17 protein-coding genes are annotated in these 18,999 nt (G+C 35.2%); 10 read left to right on the top strand and 7 right to left on the bottom strand.

Translation table 11 applies throughout. From position 1 onward, the window contains the following. Nucleotides 1-24 precede the first annotated feature (24 nt). The 5 genes from B0A80_RS00330 (at nucleotide 25) to B0A80_RS00310 (ending at nucleotide 7,850) form a co-directional block, all read left to right on the top strand. Nucleotides 25-531, top strand: a complete 507-nt coding sequence (locus B0A80_RS00330; RefSeq protein WP_089076028.1) for a hypothetical protein — start codon at nucleotides 25-27, stop codon at nucleotides 529-531. A gap of 221 nt (nucleotides 532-752) precedes the next feature. Further along, nucleotides 753-2,390, top strand: coding sequence for an LVIVD repeat-containing protein (locus tag B0A80_RS00325; protein WP_089076027.1), 1,638 nt, complete (start codon nucleotides 753-755; stop codon nucleotides 2,388-2,390). 206 nt (nucleotides 2,391-2,596) lie between these two features. After that, nucleotides 2,597-5,128, top strand: a complete 2,532-nt coding sequence (locus B0A80_RS00320; RefSeq protein ID WP_089076026.1) for a PIG-L family deacetylase — start codon at nucleotides 2,597-2,599, stop codon at nucleotides 5,126-5,128. Nucleotides 5,129-5,251: 123 nt separating this feature from the next. Beyond that, nucleotides 5,252-6,988, top strand: a complete 1,737-nt coding sequence (locus B0A80_RS00315; protein ID WP_089076025.1) for a sodium:solute symporter — start codon at nucleotides 5,252-5,254, stop codon at nucleotides 6,986-6,988. A 232-nt stretch (nucleotides 6,989-7,220) separates the two neighbouring features. Further along, entirely contained in the window at nucleotides 7,221-7,850 is a 630-nt protein-coding gene (locus B0A80_RS00310) for an MCP four helix bundle domain-containing protein (protein WP_070907984.1), read from the top strand. 165 nt (nucleotides 7,851-8,015) lie between these two features. On the opposite strand, the gene B0A80_RS00305 is transcribed toward B0A80_RS00310, so the two are convergent. The 7 genes from B0A80_RS00305 to B0A80_RS00275 all read right to left on the bottom strand — a co-directional run bounded on the left by B0A80_RS00305 (nucleotide 8,016) and on the right by B0A80_RS00275 (nucleotide 13,034). Beyond that, nucleotides 8,016-8,429, bottom strand: coding sequence for a nuclear transport factor 2 family protein (locus B0A80_RS00305; RefSeq protein ID WP_017498589.1), 414 nt, complete (start codon nucleotides 8,427-8,429; stop codon nucleotides 8,016-8,018). 2 nt (nucleotides 8,430-8,431) lie between these two features. Continuing rightward, nucleotides 8,432-8,956 carry a TetR/AcrR family transcriptional regulator gene (locus B0A80_RS00300; RefSeq protein WP_089076024.1) on the bottom strand — a complete coding sequence of 175 codons (525 nt, stop codon included), beginning with the start codon at nucleotides 8,954-8,956 and terminating at the stop codon, nucleotides 8,432-8,434. Between the two features lie 249 nt (nucleotides 8,957-9,205). Continuing rightward, a complete protein-coding gene (locus B0A80_RS00295; protein ID WP_017498591.1) occupies nucleotides 9,206-10,048 on the bottom strand; it encodes a DUF2911 domain-containing protein in 843 nt (280 codons plus the stop codon). Between the two features lie 70 nt (nucleotides 10,049-10,118). Then, nucleotides 10,119-10,781: an HAD family hydrolase gene (locus tag B0A80_RS00290; RefSeq protein WP_089076023.1), complete on the bottom strand. Its 663-nt coding sequence runs from the start codon at nucleotides 10,779-10,781 to the stop codon at nucleotides 10,119-10,121. Nucleotides 10,782-10,932: 151 nt separating this feature from the next. Continuing rightward, nucleotides 10,933-11,649: a tRNA threonylcarbamoyladenosine dehydratase gene (locus tag B0A80_RS00285; RefSeq protein ID WP_017498593.1), complete on the bottom strand. Its 717-nt coding sequence runs from the start codon at nucleotides 11,647-11,649 to the stop codon at nucleotides 10,933-10,935. Between the two features lie 125 nt (nucleotides 11,650-11,774). Next, nucleotides 11,775-12,434: a TatD family hydrolase gene (locus B0A80_RS00280; RefSeq protein ID WP_089076022.1), complete on the bottom strand. Its 660-nt coding sequence runs from the start codon at nucleotides 12,432-12,434 to the stop codon at nucleotides 11,775-11,777. Continuing rightward, the gene (locus B0A80_RS00275; protein ID WP_026110205.1) at nucleotides 12,435-13,034 is read right to left on the bottom strand and encodes a DUF1684 domain-containing protein; all 600 of its coding nucleotides are present in this window, start codon (nucleotides 13,032-13,034) and stop codon (nucleotides 12,435-12,437) included. Nucleotides 13,035-13,131: 97 nt separating this feature from the next. On the opposite strand from B0A80_RS00275, the gene B0A80_RS00270 reads away from it, so the two are divergent. The 5 genes from B0A80_RS00270 (at nucleotide 13,132) to B0A80_RS00250 (ending at nucleotide 18,900) form a co-directional block, all read left to right on the top strand. Next, nucleotides 13,132-14,349, top strand: a complete 1,218-nt coding sequence (locus B0A80_RS00270; RefSeq protein ID WP_089076021.1) for an MDR family MFS transporter — start codon at nucleotides 13,132-13,134, stop codon at nucleotides 14,347-14,349. Nucleotides 14,350-14,725: 376 nt separating this feature from the next. Then, entirely contained in the window at nucleotides 14,726-15,094 is a 369-nt protein-coding gene (locus tag B0A80_RS00265) for a BlaI/MecI/CopY family transcriptional regulator (protein WP_017498597.1), read from the top strand. A 6-nt stretch (nucleotides 15,095-15,100) separates the two neighbouring features. Next, complete coding sequence (locus tag B0A80_RS00260) at nucleotides 15,101-16,696, top strand: M56 family metallopeptidase (RefSeq protein ID WP_165769200.1); 1,596 nt, start codon at nucleotides 15,101-15,103, stop codon at nucleotides 16,694-16,696. A gap of 11 nt (nucleotides 16,697-16,707) precedes the next feature. Beyond that, the gene (locus B0A80_RS00255) at nucleotides 16,708-17,064 is read left to right on the top strand and encodes a BlaI/MecI/CopY family transcriptional regulator (protein WP_017498599.1); all 357 of its coding nucleotides are present in this window, start codon (nucleotides 16,708-16,710) and stop codon (nucleotides 17,062-17,064) included. A gap of 18 nt (nucleotides 17,065-17,082) precedes the next feature. After that, nucleotides 17,083-18,900, top strand: coding sequence for a M56 family metallopeptidase (locus B0A80_RS00250; RefSeq protein WP_089076020.1), 1,818 nt, complete (start codon nucleotides 17,083-17,085; stop codon nucleotides 18,898-18,900). Nucleotides 18,901-18,999: the final 99 nt, after the last annotated feature.

Below are 18,999 nucleotides of genomic sequence, written 5' to 3'. Positions count from 1 at the left end.
AACCTTAACTTTAAATTAAAAAAAATGAAAACAATAAAATTAGCAATTGCAGGACTTTTTCTCCTGGTTGCAAATGCCACGCAAGCGCAGGTATCTATAAACGTTAACATAGGAACACCTCCGGCTTGGGGACCGGCAGGATACGAAGAAATGGAGTATTATTATCTACCCGACATCGAAGCATACTATGATGTTAGAGCTTCACAGTTTCTCTATTTTGGAGGAGGAAGATGGATTAGAGCAACCTACTTGCCAAGACAATACAGAAACTATGATTTATACGGAGGATATAAAGTAGTTTTGAACGACTATCACGGCAGAACTCCTTATGTTTACTTTGATCGTCACAAAGTAAAGTATTACAGAGGATACCATGGCGCTCCACAAAGATGTTACAAGCCAAGACCAAGATATGGTTATGACGACCGTCATTATGATAAAAAACGTTATGAGAAACGTCATAAACATGATAGAGACGACGACGATGACGATGACGATCATGATGGTCACTACGGTCGCAGAAGAGGCTAGTTTTTGCTAAATCATTAACTTTCAATACAAAAGAGTATCAAAATCATGATACTCTTTTTTTATGCATGCATACTAAATAACTAAAACGTTAATTTAACGAGGAAAACATAAAAATATCAATCAAAACAATTCAAAAAGTTAAATTATACACAAGAATATCAAGACATTACGTTTAAAACTGTAATTTTGCACAAAATTTTAAACCACTAAATATACATTATATGAAAAAGCGTGTTTATTTATTTTCATTATCCGTGTTGTCCCTTTTTACATTTTGTACGAATCATGACGACTCTGCAACGAATGATCAGACAACAAATAACAACATCGAAATCAATAGCGATGTTACGGCTTTAAATAAGAGACTTGATTACACCAATTCCGGAGTAATTTCAATTACCGGTTCATCAGCTTCAACAGGTAAACTGTTCAATAGCGCTCCATCTTCGGCTACCGATTTTCCATTGGTTCAAATCGCAGAAGTTAATCCACCCAAAGACAATAGCGGGAGAACGTTACAGGCCAGCCATGTAGCTGTTAACGGAAACTATGCTTACGTTGCTTATACCATGAGTGGTGAAGCATATTCAGGAGCTATTGATGTTATTGACGTATCTGATCCTTATAAACCTAAATTGATCACTTCTGCCTTAATAGCCAATACCGATATTACCTCCCTTACCTATTCAAACGGAAGTCTGATTATTGGTGCAGCGGCCGATATCGATAAAAATTCTACGCTAAAAAGCCCGGCAATTGTCATTAACATGCCTTTAAGTTCAGGTATGCTAACGGATAAATACACTACGACTAATGTTGAAGGTTACGTAACAACTGATGTTGCTTCGAATTCCGGCTCTTACTTTGCAGTAACCGGAGATCAGGGAAGTCTCTTTAAAATTAATGCTGCCTCTAAAGCAATCTCAGGAAAAGTTGCCGTAGAAGATTTACGTTCTGTAGCGATCAGCGGAGATAAAGTCGTGACTTTGAGCGGAACAAAAGGAGTAAATATTTACAACGAATCAACACTGGCATTACAAAAAAGCTTTACCACATCAACAGATGTAAAGGCTTCAAAAAGAACGATAGATTTTGATGGTACAAAATTATTAGTATCAGAAGGTTATAAAGGCTTAGGTGTTTACGACATCAATAGCGGTTCAAAATTACAGACTATTCCATTAGCAGTTGCCGGTGAAGAGAATGTTACCAATGCTCTTTCTGTTAATGAAGGTTATGCCTTTGTAGCCAATGGTGCTGCAGGTTTAAATGTCTACAAAACTGGGGCTCAACTTGGTTTACTGGGAACTGTTGATATACTAGGTTCGTCAAACTATGTAAAATCAAGCGGTAATTTTATCTATGTAGCCAGTGGAAAAGGTGGTTTGAAAATTATTAAGATGGAAAAACCAAACACCACTTTTGATGGCTGTACAGGATACGGTACTTATAATCAGGGACAAAATCTGATTCTGAACTCAAATGAAGTTAAATCGTATTCCGGTGCTACCTCTATAAGCTCTGCTATTATTAATTCCGGTGCTATATTAACGCATTGTGGTTCAATTACAGTTCAAAATAATCTAACCTTAAACAGTGGAGGAACTTTCAACATGAAAGGAACATTGTCTCAGGGTAAATACGGTCAGTCTAACCCAACACAACTTATTATTAACAGCAATGCGATATTACAAGTTGAAGGTACTGTAGTAATTTGGGGAGACTTACTATTAAATAGTGGTGCTAAGATTAACTTTATTGGAAACAACTCTTCTATTACCATTTATGGAAAAGTAACCAAAAACAGTAATGTTACCATTACAGGGAACTATAAAGACACAGAAAATAAATTGAAATAATTTACTGCAATCCTAAGAAATACCACATGATCTAAAACATTAGATCAATTTCTATAAAGCTGTCAGATTTGATCTGACAGCTTTTTTTTTGAATCAATTTTCTTAAAAAAGCAAATCAATAACCAAACATTAACATTTCATTTAAATACTCTTCCATGATTTAATTAGTATTTTTGAAACGCTATCAAAAAACACCTAACCTTATTATGCGAAAAATTCAGATACAAATTCTTCTCTTTTTTTTATCAGGCATTACCCTTTCTTTTGCACAACAACCACAAAAACCAAGTTCTGTTGAAATTTACAACCAAATTAAAAAATTAAACTTTTTAGGTTCCGTTTTATACATCGCAGCGCATCCGGATGACGAAAATACCCGCTTAATTTCTTATATGGCCAATGAAGTAAATGCCAGAACAGGTTATTTGTCTTTAACTCGCGGTGATGGTGGACAAAATTTAATTGGTCCGCAATTACGCGAATTGTTAGGTGTTATCAGAACACAAGAACTAATCGAAGCCAGAAAAATTGATGGTGGTGAACAGTTTTTCTCCCGTGCAAATGATTTTGGCTATTCTAAAACCCCTGATGAAACGTTAGAAATCTGGAATAAAGATAAGGTACTGGCCGATATGATTTGGACGATCCGAAAATTTCAGCCGGATGTAATCATCAACCGATTTGATCACCGCTCACCTGGTACTACGCACGGGCATCATACATCATCGGCGATGCTAAGTGTGGAAAGCTTTAAACTCACCAATGATCCGAAAATATACCCGGAACAACTAAAATATGTAAAACCCTGGCAGGTTAAACGTCAGTTTTTCAATACCTCATGGTGGTTCTACGGAAGTCAGGAAAAATTTAAAGCGGCAAACAAATCCAACTTTATTCAATTGGAAACCGGAGTTTACTATCCCGGAATTGGAAAATCAAATCAGGAAATTGCTGCTTTAAGCCGCAGCCGTCACCAATCACAAGGTTTTGGAAGTACCGGATCACGTGGTGACGAAACCGAATTTTTAGAACTCATCAACGGTGATCGTCCGATAGACAAAACTAATTTATTTGAAGGAATTGACACTTCATGGAACCGTATTAAAAACGGAAAACCTGTTGGAGATTTAATCTCTTCCATCATCTCCAAATATGATTTCAGCAATCCGTCAGCCAGTATTCCGGATCTGGTTAAAGCTTATACTATGATTGAGGCACTGGAAGACGATCACTGGAAGTCTGTAAAATCAATCGCCATCAAAAATATCATCGCTTCCTGTACCGGATTGTATCTGGAAGCTGCAGCAATTGAACAGGAAGCCACTCCGGGAAGCACTATTAAAGTTACTTTGGAAGCCATTAACAGATCTTCAATCGAAATGCAGTTAAACAGTGTGACTTCACTACCGGATCAGAAAAATACTCCACAAAATATACTGCTGAAAAACAATAACGATCAAAAAATAAGCTACCAAATTCAGCTTCCCAATACATTAGAATACACGCAGCCTTATTGGTTAAAAGAAAAAGCAACTGAAGGAATGTACACGGTTTCTAATCAGGAAAACATTGGTATTCCCGATATTATCAGACAGGTTAAAGTTGTTTTTAATGTCAAAATAAATGGTGTCGAGATTCCGTTCGAACGCACTGTAATTTACAAATACAATGACGGTGTAAAGGGCGAAATGTACAATTTCCTTGACATCGTTCCTGAAGTTACTACCTCAGTTCTTGAAAAGGTTTTAATTTTTGGAAGTACGAAAAGCAAGTTGGTTCCGGTAAAAGTACGTGCAGGGAAAGACGGTATCAAAGGAAATCTGCAATTGGAATTACCAAAAAGCTGGAGCGTTTCTCCTAAAGATATTCCTTTTACTTTAGAGAAAAAAGGAAACGAGCAGATCTTTTACTTTGAAGTTACGCCACCCGTAAATCCGGAAGAAGCTGTTGCAAAAAGTATTGCTGTTGTCGATGGTAAACGTTTTGATAAAGATCAGACCATTATCGATTACAGTCATATTACCAAACAAATGGTTTTAAAACCGGCTGAGTCAAAATGCATCCGAATTGAGCTAAAAACAAATGGTGATTCGATAGCCTATATTATGGGTGCCGGTGATGAAGTTCCGGAAAGTTTAGCCCAAATGGGATACAAAGTCAGTATTATTAAACCGGAAGAAATCACACCCGAAAAACTGGATTCCTTCAATGTTGTAATGACAGGAGTACGGGCTTATAACACTATAAATGCTTTGGCACACAAACAAAACATCCTTTTCAACTTTGTCAAAAGCGGTAAAAACATGATCGTACAATACAATACGTACGGACAAACAGTAACTGATCAAATTGCTCCTTACCCGTTAAAAATATCAAACGATCGTGTGACTGAAGAAAATGCAAAAATCACTTTTCTGGCTCCAAATCACCCTATCCTAAACACACCAAACAAAATCAGTGCTAAAGATTTTGAAGGCTGGAAACAAGAACAAGGTTTGTATTATCCTGATCAGTACGATCCTGCCTTTACTCCTATTCTTTCTTCACATGACAAAGGAGAATCGGCTAAAAATGGTGCTCTGTTGGTAGCGCCCTACGGAAAAGGATACTATATTTACACCGGTTTAAGCTTCTTTAGAGAGCTGCCCGAAGGTGTTGCCGGAGCTTATCGATTGTTGTCGAATATGATTTCATTAAAACAGCCCATAGAGGCTCCCAAACAGGAATTAAAAAAATAAACTATTCCCAATATGGAAACTAAAAAAATAAAAAAATGGAAGAAAAGCTACACTTATGTTTTAGTAGCCAACGCCATTTACATTCTGATTTTTTTCTTAATCATGAAATTATACTCATAACCTATGCAGCTATTTGATTGGATCGTACTGATCGTTACTCTTTTATTCATCGTTGGGTACGGCTCTTGGAAAACCAAAGGAAGTAAAAACGTCGAAGATTTTATTCTTGGAAACAACGAAACTCCCTGGTATACCGTCGGACTATCTGTTATGGCCACACAAGCCAGTGCTATTACTTTTCTTTCGACTCCGGGACAGGCTTACCATGACGGAATGGGTTTCATACAATTCTATTTTGGATTGCCAATTGCCATGATTGTGATTTGTGTGACTTTTATTCCTCTTTATCATAAAAATAAAGTATTTACCGCCTATGAGTTTCTGGAAAAGAGATTCGATTTAAAAACCCGTTCCCTGGCTGCCATTTTATTTTTAGTTCAGAGAGGTTTAGGAACCGGTTTAACCATTTATGCTCCGGCGATTATTCTCTCGGCTCTTTTGGGATGGAATTTAACTCTAATGAACATTATAATTGGGGTTCTGGTTATCATTTATACCTTCTCCGGTGGAACAAAGGCGGTAAACGTAACTCAGAAACAGCAAATGTTTGTGATCATGTCGGGGATGTTTATTACTTTTTTCCTGATTCTGCACTATCTGCCAAACGATATGACTTTTACCAGTGCATTGCACATTGCCGGGGCCAACGATAAAATGAATATTGTCGATTTCTCTTTTGATCCGGAAGAAAAATATACCTTCTGGAGTGGAATCACCGGTGGTTTTTTCCTCGCCCTTGCCTATTTCGGAACCGATCAATCGCAGGTTGGTCGTTATTTATCCGGAAAATCTGTTCGTGAAAGTCAAATGGGACTAATTATGAACGGAATTTTAAAGGTGCCAATGCAATTTTTTATTCTGCTGACAGGAGTTATGGTTTTTGTCTTTTTTCAGTTCAATCCCGTTCCGTTAAATTTCAATCCCAACAATAAAATTGTCATTGAAAAATCACCATACAAAGAGGAATACCATGCTTTAGAAAAAAAACTAAGCACTTTATCAGAAGACAAAAAAGTAATCAATTTATTATACATCGACCAGCTGAATCAGGATTTCGACAATCCGATTTTACGAAAAGAACTGGTTACCTTGTCCAATAAAGAAAAAGACCTTCGTGATCGTGCCAAAGAAATCATTTCCAAGGCTGACAGCAACAGTGAAACTAATGATAAAGATTACGTCTTCTTTCATTTTATTCTCAATTACCTGCCAAAAGGATTAATTGGTCTTCTTTTAGCAGTAATTCTTTCAGCAGCAATGTCTTCAACGGCTTCAGGGTTAAATGCTTTAGCGTCGACGACTGCCATTGATATTTACAAACGAAATCTGAAAACTGAAAAATCAGATAAACATTATTTGAACGCAACCAAGTTTTTTACCTTATTCTGGGGAATTGTAGCGATACTTTTTGCCTGCGTGGGAACTTTGTTCGAAAACTTAATTCAATTGGTAAACATTATTGGATCTATTTTCTACGGAACTGTTCTAGGCATCTTTTTAGTCGGCTTCTATCTCCGACGCGTGAAAGCCAAAGCCATGTTTTATAGCGCTATAATCAGTCAGCTTACCATATTTATCATCTATTATTTTATGATTGCAATTTACCCGAGCGGTCAGGAAAAACTGGGTTATTTATGGCTGAATTTCATTGGAGCCATTCTAACCATTGTTCTCGCGCTGTTTATGCAGCTGGCCTTTTTTAGAAATGAACCGGACGCTGAGGAAATTATTATAGAGTGATTCTAAAACCTAAATTTAGCATACAGCCTTTTCAGGTTCAAGAATTTAAATCCGGACAATTAAAAAAAATCTTCTAAAATCAAATTTAGAAGATTTTTTTCTTTTGAATAAGCTGTAACGAATAATCTGGCAGTTCAAAACCATCTCACATCTCACTTCTAACCTTTTACTTCAACTAATTCTTCAACAAAATTTTTATCTTTGAGAAAACAACCTTCTAAATTCCAACTCTATGAAAGATTTGAAAAAATACAGCAATAAGACTAAAGCTGCTTTTATTTTATTGATTGTGATGCTTCTAATTCTTCTGGGGAATTTCAATACGCTTCAAAATTCAAAAAATGTAAATGAAAATATTAACGCAATTTACAAAGACCGCTTAGTGGTGGCGCATTACATTTTTCAATACTCCAAAGAACTCCATTTTATAAAATCGGAAGCCGAAAAACTGGACTTAAGCGATACCATCAAAAAAGATGAAATCATTCAGACATTAAATGTTATCCACACCATTGATGATTTGTATGCTAAAACTGTCCTGACCGATACGGAAAAACAATATTTCGATGCTTTTTTAAATTCCTGCAAAGAAATAAACCATCAGGTTGCTGCCAAAAACTGGAATAAAATTGCCGTTTCAAGCAATGAAGCTCTAAAAACCTTAGAAGCTTTATCGCAAATTCAGATTCAGGAAGGAAAAGCAAAACTGGCGAATGCCAATGCAATGTACAGTAAGAACAATAGTCTTGGGCAATTGCAAATTGCACTCCTCATTATTTTAGGAGGAATCACATTTTACCTCTTGATTGTCAAGAAAATTAAAAAAAGTATCAAAATTCCTGAGCCGCCAAGCTTGAACTAATTTTAGAATGTGTTCTCATTAAGAATGTTGCGAATTTAATACGCGGATTTAGCGGATTCGTTTCAATATCAATATCAATATCAATATCAATATCAATATCAATATCAATGTCAATATCAATGTCAATATCAATGTCAATGTCAGTATCAAAAATAACGCTATCTATTACTTCAGTTTCCTGTCCTCTTCTTTAATTGGCAAGTCGTTTATACTGGCGAATCGCTTTTGCATCAGTCCATTAGCATCAAACTCCCAGTTTTCATTTCCGTAAGCTCTGAACCAGTTTCCATCGGGGTTCTGATATTCGTACTCAAATCGCACGGCAATTCTGTTTTCTGTATGTGCCCAATATTCTTTTTTGAGTTTGTAATGTCTTTCCTTCTCCCATTTTTGGGTCAAAAAGCGAATGATAGCCTCTCTTCCATTGACAAACTGATCTCTGTTTCGCCATTCGCTATCAACGGTATAAGCTTTTGAAACACGCTCAGGATCCTGACTGTTCCAGGCATCTTCTGCCAATTGAATTTTTTCTAATGCCGTTTCATAAGTAAAAGGCGGCAATGGTAACTTCTGTTCCATAATTATAAAATTAAAGTTTGAATTATTTTCTTGGATTGCTCGATAAGATGATTGGATTTGAATAACTGACTTTCGATGATACAGCTTTCAAATAGTAAATAAATATGATCTGCCAAAAGCTCATTCTCAATCTCCGCTTTAAAGTAATTTCGTAAGTCTGATTTATGGCTTTGAATGACACTCAGTATTTTCTCGTTATCTGAAGATATTTCTGAAAGTAGGTTCAAAAAACTACATCCTCTGAAATTTTCCTTTAGATTCATGGCTATTAAAAAGTCAAAAGAAGCCAAAACTTTTAATATAGAATCTTTTTGATCTGAAGTGAATTGTTCCAGCTTCGTAAACCAATATTCATGACGCCACTCTAAAAAGGCGACACATAAATCTTCTTTTGATTTAAAATGCTGGTAAAAACTTGCTTTTGCCACTTTTGCTTCTTCAATAATCTGATTTATACCTGTGGAATTATATCCTTGGGTATGAAACAAAAAGGCGGCTTTTTCTAAAATTCGTTCTTTGGGTTGCATGTCTACTATCTGTTTTGAATTACAAATATACAACTTTAAATCAAAAAACAGACAAGTCTGTCTATTTGAATAAATCTTCTATTTTTTTAACCGCAAAGAACGCGAAGGTTTACGCAAAGTACACCAGGGTGAATTCTGAAATACTTTTTTTTAAGACTTCCAAAGCAATACTAAATAAAAAATCCAAATTCCATTTGAACATTGGAATTTGGATTTTTTAAATTTGGAATTTTCTAATTCAGTGAATTATTATCTGCTCCACTCAGCGATACTGTCTTTATTTAATTTTACGTAATCTTGATTTTTAGCAGCTTCTGCAGCAGCAAGGGAAATTTTAGCGGTTTCAATTGCTCCTTTTTTATCTCCTTGTTTTGCCTGAATTTGCGATTTCAATCTTAAAATGTAATATGGTTTATCAGCGCTTAAATCTAATGATTTATCTACATAAGTTCTGGCCGTTTCGATGTTTCCGTTAGCTTGAAACAAATAAGTAGCAGCCGAAAAATAATCGTTTGAACTTGGGCCTCCTAAAACTTTCTCGATACTTGCTGTAGCCGTTTTTGCAGTTGGCACTTCAAATTTTAATGCTACATGAGAATTTTCCCAAGACATTTCTAAATAACCGTAGTTTGGATCTAAACCATTAATTCCAATAGTAAAAGTTTCTACTGGCGTTGGCAATGCGTCTTCTTTTACCGTAGTTCTCAGCGCCACATAAGAATCGCTCCAGTTTTCAGGTAATCCCCAGTTGTCAGTAGAAAGGTAAAATATAACTTCCCAGCTTTCGATTTTAGGAATAGTATAAATTGCATATTTACCTTTTTTCAATGTTTTCCCGTCGATCACTACATCATCACTAAAGTTAATGATCGTGTTTTCATTAGCTCCGGTTCTCCATAATTTTCCAAAGGGAACTAAATTTCCAAATACGGCTCTTCCTCTGGCACCCGGTCTAGAATAGGTAACTTCAACGTCGGTCAATCCAACGGTTTGTTTGATGTATCCTTTAGGACTCGCTTGTGGAGTTTTTATTTGTGCTTCTGAAGCAAAAGGAGCCAAAACGATGGCCAATGCAATAAGTAGTTTTTTCATTTTCGTAGTTTATTTTGTTCCCTCAAATTTACAAATTCAATTAGCGAATAAATGTTAAATTTAACTTAATTCAAGCGTCTAACTGTGATATTTTTTGCGCGTTCAGCTCGGCAAAGTGATTGATAATCAAATCGGCATCTGATAAATCCTGTAATTTCGAATGATGACTGTTATACCCCACACAATATACGCCGGCACCTTTTGCTGCTTTTACTCCATTTGTACTGTCTTCAATGATAATACAGTTTTCTTTCGGAGCTTTCGATAGTGAAGCTGCATGTACAAAAATGGCCGGATTTGGCTTAGATTGCGGAAAATCTTCACCACTCACAATATCGGTAAAATACTGGTGCAAATTGAATCTGGTAAACACACGTTCAATCGTTACTTTTGAAGCCGAAGAAGCTAAAATTAACTGTATTCCGTTGGCGTATAGATCTTTTATTAAATCTTCAACGCCTTCTAGTAAGTACAAATCTTCTTTGGTATCAAAGGCGTCATTAAAAATATTTCTTTTTCGTTGGATTAAATCTTCAACTTCGTGCTCAATTGTTGGAAAAAGCTCTTTTAACGTCTGAAACGTATTTCGCGTCGAAAATCCGGTAAACGAAGTGTACATTTCTTCCGTTACTGTAATATTCAGTTCGGTAAATTGTTTGTAATAGGCATAACGATGTACAGGTTCAGTGTCTACAATGACACCATCCATATCGAAGATTACTGTTTTTATCATTTTTTTAAAGATACTAAGATTCTGAGTTACTAAGGTTCTAAGTTTTTTTTAAAGCTACTAAGGTACTGAGATTCTAAGGTTCTGAGTTTTTTTCTGAAACTTATTTGCTAAAGACTTAGTACCTCAGAACCTTAGTATCTTAGAACCTTTTCTACTCCTTCTTGAGCAAATGACGGATCACTGTTTCAGCAACATGTAAACCAAATAATCCCGGCATATAACTGTTGGTTCCGTAGAATGATTTTTTAAAGTTTTTTCCGTCTGTTAGTTTTAAACTCTTCTCGTCCTGAATTTCAGAGGAGAAAACTACTTTTAGTTTGTTTATTTTTTCGGCTTTTAGACGCTTTCGGATTGTTTTAGAGAAGTAACAGTTTATTGTTTTTGAAATATCAGTTACTTTTACTTTCGAAGCCAGCATTTTTCCACCCGCCCCCATACTGCTGATGATTTTTACTCTTTTACGTTTTGCAGCAATGATCAGATTCAATTTTGGTGTAATGCTGTCGATACAATCCAACACATAATCAAACTCAGAAGAAACCATCTCAAAAGCTCTTTCAGGAGACAAAAACTCCTGTACTCTTGTTAGTTTCAACTCTGGATTGATATCCATTAATCGGTCTCCAACGATCGTAATTTTAGGTTGACCAACAGTGGAGTGTAAAGCCGGTAACTGTCTGTTAATGTTTGTAATATCTACTACATCGCCATCAACAATAGTCATACTTCCTACTCCTGCTCTTGCCAAAAACTCAGCTGCAAATGATCCAACTCCTCCTAAACCTACTACCAACACATTGGAATTTTGTAGGTTTTGCAATCCTTCTTTCGTAAATAAAAGCTCGGCTCTTTCTGTCCACTCTGCCATATGTTAATCTTGTTATTTTTGTTTATTTTTTTGTTTGTTTCAGGTTTCAAGTTTCAAGTTTTACGTTGGTCAGTTCGAGCGAAGTCGAGAACTTTTTGGAATTTGGATTTTCTAAAATTGAAATTTTAATTCTCATTACTTTCCCCGAAAACAGCATTGAAATTATCCAACACAATCTTTTGCAATTCTTTAATGGTTAAACCTTTATATTGTGAGGCTAAATCATAAACCTGCTCTATGCTTTCTTCTATCATATCGGTTTCCAAAAAGAAGCGATCATTGGGAACAGTCTGAAAAACAGTTTTCAAATCCGGATTTCGCAAAAGATATTTCCCAAATGAAATATAAAATCCTTCTTTAATCAACTGCGCGGCAATCTGGCCATTTTTAGAAAAACCATGAACAATCATCGGAACTGAAACTTTCATTTTCTTCTTCAGTGCAATCACTTCCTGAAAAGCAGCAACACAATGAATGACAACCGGTTTTTGATACTTCTCCGCCAAAGCCAGTTGCTTTTCAAAAACAACTATTTGTTGATCCAACGGAATCTCGATTCGTTTGTCTAAGCCGCATTCGCCGATAGCCAGACAATTATTCGATTGCAATTTTTCTTCTATAATTTTCAATTCAGCATCAATTTGATCCTCTTTTATGTACCAGGGATGAATTCCTATGGAATAAAACGGAATAGAAGCATCAAACTCCTGTGGGTATTGATTGACCAATTCCAGCACATTGGCCAGACTTTTAAACTGATGGGTATGAAAATTAAAGAATTCCATTTAATGAAATGCTTTAACTCCTGCTTTGATTTCTACATTCAGATCGTTTTCCAAAGGAACTATCGGACATGAATATTTATGATTATAAGCACAATACGGGTTATAGGCCATATTGAAATCAACTGCAATTGTGTTTCCTTTTGGAACTTTTAAATCAATGTATCTTCCTCCTATGTAACTTCCTTTTCCTGAAGTTAGATCTGAAAATGGTAAGAACAGATGATCTTTATATTCCTTCGTTTTTGAAAGCTCTATATTTCTGTAAACATTCAATTTAAGGGCAACTCCGTCAATTGTGAAATATAAAGTTCCGTACTTAATGTATTTTGGCGTTCGTGTTCCGGTCGTTTTCATTTCGAAAACTTTTTCGTTTTGTGCTTTCTCCAGTTTTGCTGTCACAAAATACTTTGCATTTATGGGATAAAAATCTAAACTTTTAAAGGTTTTCAGATCTTCTGCCATTAATGGACTTGTCTTAGCATCAGCATATTCTGAATTTATTGTCTTTTGAAACTTTTCACTTTCCTTTTGATTAAATTTACTTTGTCCCAGGCAAAAATTAATCGCTAACAATACTAAAAAAACTATACTATTTTTCATCTTAGAAATTTTGAGCAAAAATAGTTCAAAAGTAACAAAGCAGCAACCGCTCATCCATACAAAGTTTACTAACTTTGTTGCAAATAACTTATTTATAATGCTTAAAACCGCTTTTAGCCGCTACATCAATAATTTTAAAGGTTTTTCGAGAGAAATTTGGATTCTTGCTATTGTTACTTTTATCAATCGTGCCGGAACCATGGTGCTTCCATTTTTGTCCAAATATTTAAAAGAAGATTTACATTTTACTTATAATCAGGTAGGTTGGATTATGGTGGCTTTTGGTTTTGGATCAATGTTAGGTTCCTGGCTAGGTGGAAAATTAACAGACAAAATTGGGTTTTACAAAATCATGATTTTTAGTTTGTTTACTAGTGGAGTTTTCCTTTTCCTTATTCAATATGTTGCCCATTTCTGGACGCTTTGCATCGCGATATTTTCTTTAATGACCATTGCCGATATGTTTCGCCCGGCGATGTATGTTTCGCTCGGTGCCTATTCTGAACCTGAAAACCGAACGCGCGCCCTTAGTTTGGTGCGTCTTGCCGTTAATTTAGGATTTGCGGCAGGTCCTGCATTAGGAGGTTTGATTATTATGGGGATGGGGTATTCAGGCTTATTTTGGGTAGACGGTGCATCGTGTATCATCGCCATTTCGATATTTGCCTTACTGGTTAAAGAGAAGAAAAAAATACTACACGAAGATAAAATCGAAAGTACTGAAGTTAAAAAATCGGTTTTTCACGACAAAATCTTTTGGGTTTTCTTGTTTGTGTGTTTCGCGACAGCTATCATATTCTTCCAGCTTTTTACCACTTTACCGCTGTATCATAATGAAAAATTTGGTTTAAGTGCGTTTCAGACCGGACTCTTAATGACACTAAACGGGTTGCTTATTTTTACTTTGGAAATGCCAACTGTCGCTTTTATGGAAAGAAAAGGCTTTCCTAAAATAAAAATCATCACACTTGGATCTTCCATTATAGCCCTGAGTTTCTTTTTATTACTGATTAATGTTTGGGCATGGATTCTGATAATCAGCATGATTCTTTTCTCGATTGGAGAAATTCTCAACTTCCCTTTCTCAAATGCTTTTGCGCTAAGCCGGGCACCACGCGGACAGGAAGGTCGTTATATGGCACTTTATACTATGAGTTTTAGTCTTGCACATATTGTGAGTGCAAAAGTAGGATTCGAAATCATCTCCCGATTCGGATACCAAATCAATTGGCTTTTCATGGCTTCTATTGGAGTTTTTGCCACGCTATGCTGCCTTTGGATTAAAAAGGCATTGGTCAGGGAGAAAATATCTTAAAAACTTACTTTCCTTATATCGTATTGTTTATTAAACCCGACAGGTTTCAAAAACCTGTCGGGTTTGTTTATATATGAAAACAATTTTTACAGATCAAAGTTCAATAATTCTCTTAGATGTTTCCCTAATCCTTCTTATTTAACCCTTTGAAGAAAATCGATTGTTTCCCTCACTTCTTTTTTTAAACTTTAAATCTACGAGTGCATTTCACCCCCTAAACCATGTTAAAAACCTATAAAACAAATAATTAAACTTAATTTTAAACTAACTTTAATGCCTCTAAAAGATATTTAAAACGTAATTTTTAGTTAAATAACTATTTTTATAGTTGCGTAACTAGAAAAATAGTTGTAGGTTTGAATTAAAATTAGAAAACATGCAAAAGTTAACGAACAAAGAAGAGGAAATCATGCATATTTTATGGAGGCTTAAAAAAGCTTTTGTAAAGGAAGTTCAGGCAGAAATAACAGAAGATCAACCCCACTACAATACCTTATCGACTATTGTTCGTAATCTGGAAGAGAAAGGATTTGTGGCTCACAATGCTTTTGGAAACACACATCAATATTATCCAATCATTACTTTAGAGGCCTACAGTAAAAAGTATATGAATACGGCAATTGACAACTATTTTAATAGTTCGTATAAAAATATGGTTTCATTCTTTGCTAAAGAGGAGAAAATTTCGGCGGCAGAATTACGTGAAATTTTAGACATGATCGAAAATCCAAAAGGAGAAAAATAATTGTTTATGGAAGCACTTTTCTTATTTATCGCAAAATCCGGTGGTTTATTAATATTGTTTTATTGTGCTTATTATTTTTTACTGCGCAAAGAAACTTTTTTTAACAGCAACAGATGGTTTTTATTGGCTGGTTTGATTACCTCGGTAGTGTTACCTTTTTTGGTATATTCTAAAACTGTGTGGGTAAACCCTACTCCCGTAACCAATGTGAATTATACAACTGTTTACCAGCCGGCGCTTATCGAAAATACTGCTCCCTTAATCAACTGGAATCTGGTGCTGCTTTCAGTCTACGTTATAGTACTTCTAGGATTACTTTTAAAATTTGCCTTCGACTTTTATAGCCTAAATGCGGTTCTGAAAGGAAAAAAAATCACACAGCAAGCCGATTTCAAATTCATCGATACTAACGAAAACATCGCTCCTTTCTCTTATTTTGACTATATCGTATACAACTCATCAATGTATACGCCTTCGGAATTAGAAAATATTATCGAGCATGAAAAGGTGCATAGTGAGCAAAATCATACTGTAGATGTTTTACTGTCCAGAGTATTTTGTGTTCTCTTTTGGTTCAACCCGATCATGTGGCTGTATAAAAAAGCAATTCTTCAAAATCTGGAATTCATCGCCGATAGTGAAGCTGCACGAAAAATCTCCGACAAAAAAGCGTATCAGTACACACTTTTAAAAATTACAACACATGAAAATTGTGTTGCCATTACCAATCATTTTTATCAATCATTAATCAAAAAACGAATCATTATGTTAAACAAAAATCAATCAAAGAAAAGAAATTCCTGGAAATTTGGAGCAATAGTTCCGGCACTTGCCGCATTTGTATTATTGTTTCAAATCGAAGTAATTGCCAAAGAAAAACAACAAACGTCAAAAGTAATTTCAGGAAAAACAGAATCTGTAGATGTTTACAAAATCAAAAAAAATATGACAGATGCTGAATTAAAGGAAATCAAAGAAAAATTGAAATCAATTCATAACATTGAATTTAAAGCTTCTGAGATAAAAAGAAATTCTGATAACGAATTAATATCAATTAAAATTGATGTTAAAAATGGTAAACAGCAAGCACAATCTGTTCAGACTTCTGGAAATGATGCCATTAAAGATTTTGGATTAATTGTTACAACGGACACGAATGGCAGCAAAAAAATTGGCATTCAGACTGCTGATGAAAATACTAATTCTGAAAGCCACAAAGAATCCAAAAAAGTAAAAAACAAAAAAGTAATCCTTAAACAAAGTAAAGATGTTAACACTAATTCTGGTACTGACGAAAAAATTACTGGCAATACTCGTACAAATACTAGCACTACTACTGTAATTACTGATGATAACGGAACAACCAGCGTATCTACTTCAAATAGTGATGGCAAAATTATTGTTTCGACATCAGGTAAAGCCAGCACAAAAGGGCCTAAACTTACCATCGTTGACGGAGTTGAAATGCCCGCAAATTATAACCTGGAAGACCTTAAACCAAAGTATATTAAAAAAATGAGCGTTTTTACAGGAAGTGAAGCAACTGCTAAATATGGAGAAAAGGGGTCTAATGGTGTAATCGAAATCGAAACACATAAATAGGAAAGCTTAAAATGCAAAAGCTAACCAACAAAGAAGAAGAGATCATGCACATTTTATGGAAGCTTCAAAAAGCTTTTGTAAAAGAAATTCAGGCAGAGATCACAGAAGATCAGCCACATTACAACACTTTATCTACAATTGTTCGTAATCTGGAAGAAAAAGGCTATGTAAGTCATAGCGCTTTTGGAAATACACATCAATACTACCCACTTGTGAGTATTGAAGAATATCGAAAAGGGTTCATGCATACTGCTATCGATAATTATTTTAACAGCTCTTACAAAAGTATGGTTTCATTTTTTGCCAAAGAAGAAAAAATCTCGGCAGCAGAATTACGAGAAATCTTAGTCATGATCGAAACTCCCTAAAAGAAAAAATAGTTAGTTATGGAAGCCTTTTTCATTTTTATCGCAAAATCAAGCGGACTGGTAATATTGTTCTATTGTGCTTATTATTTTTTATTACGCAAAGAAACCTTTTTTAACAGCAGCCGATGGTTCTTATTGGCAGGATTAATTACCTCCGTTGTTTTACCTTTTTTAGTTTACACCAAAATTATATGGATAGAACCCACTCCTATTGTTCAGGCTCCAGTAATGGCTGCCTCAAAAGCAACAATCGCTGCAATGGATTATTCGAAAGCCTATATTGCTCCTGCTGTAGCAGAAGATCCTTTTGAAATTAATTGGAATTATGTTGTACTGGCAGTGTATGGTATCGGATTTCTGGCTTTGGTCATAAAGTTCATGATTGACTTTTATAGTCTTAATTCTGTTCTAAAAGGTAAAAAAGTACTGCAGCAGGCCGATTTCAAATTTGTCGATATCAACGAAAACATTGCTCCTTTTTCTTATTTTGATTATATCGTATACAACTCATCAATGTATACCGCATCAGAATTAGAGAGTATTCTTGAACACGAAAAGGTACATAGTGACCAAAATCATACGATGGATGTTTTAATCTCTAGAGTATTTTGTGTCTTATTCTGGTTCAATCCTTTTATCTGGCTGTACAAAAAAGCAATTCTTCAAAACCTTGAATTTATTGCCGACAGTGAGGCTGCCAAAATAATAACCGACAAAAAAGCGTATCAATACACGCTTTTAAAAATAACAGCACACGAAAGCTGTGTTGCAATCACCAATCATTTTTATCAATCATTAATCAAAAAACGAATTGTCATGTTAAACAAAAATCAATCAAAGAAATGGAATTACTGGAAGTATTATGCCATCATTCCGGCACTAGCTGCTTTTATCTTTTTATTCCAAATTAAAACCATCGCACAAGAAAAAGAAGCTAAAGAAGTTAGAGAATCAAAAGGGATCATCAAAAATAATGACTCAACCGATGTTATTAAAATCCAAAAAAACACTACAGATCAGGAACTTAAAAAAATAGCAGAAGATCTTAAACAAAAACACAATGTTGATGTTGTTATTTCAGATGTAAAAAGAAACAGTGAAAATGAGCTGACCGCCATTAAAGTGGACGTGAAAAGACAAAATGGAAAAACACAAACCATTCACATTGAAAGCAATAAAGCGATTAAAGGCTGTGGAATTGTGGTATCAACCCAAAATAACGGTTCCAAGAATGTAGCCTTAATAACGGATGATGCTCCAAGTACACCTCGAATTTTCAGAAATCAGGTTGCAGAAAGAGATGAAATCAATGATACAGATGGTGCCCCTCTTGCCCCTCCAACTCCTCCAACCCCTCCAACTCCGCCTTCATATCCAATTGGAGCAATGCCGCAAATGCCATCATTAGACGTTCCCATGCCTCCAATGCCACCAATGAATCCAGGCAGTAAAGCTGACATGGCTAAATTTAAAAAAGATATGGCCGAATATGAGAAGAAAATAAAATCTATCGAACCCGGGATAGCTGCTTATGAAAAACAAATAAATGAATTCTTAGGACAAAAGAATTCCATCTACGAGAAAGAGATGCAAAAATATGAGGCCGCGATGGATAAATTTAGTGCTGAGATGGATAAGTTTGCTCAGGATATAGAAGGTAAATACGGTAAAGATTCTAAAGAGTACGACATCAATATGAAACAGTACGAAGAAGACATGAAACAACATGAGCAGCATATGCTACGATATGAAGTCGACATGAAAAAACATGAAAAAGAAATGAAGAGACACGAAAAAGAAATGAAAAAGCTTGAGAAAGAAAGCAGAAAATCGTAATCTCGGCTTTACTTCAAAACACTATAAATACTTAAAAATCAAACTAAAAGACTTTGCCTGACCGCAAAGTCTTTTTTTTATATCTTTGCAAAAAATTAA

Source organism: Flavobacterium tructae, assembly GCF_002217475.1.
Taxonomy (GTDB): Bacteria; Bacteroidota; Bacteroidia; order Flavobacteriales; family Flavobacteriaceae; genus Flavobacterium; species Flavobacterium tructae.
Note: the sequence above shows the minus strand (reverse complement) of the source record. Positions and strands in the feature narration are given on the sequence as shown.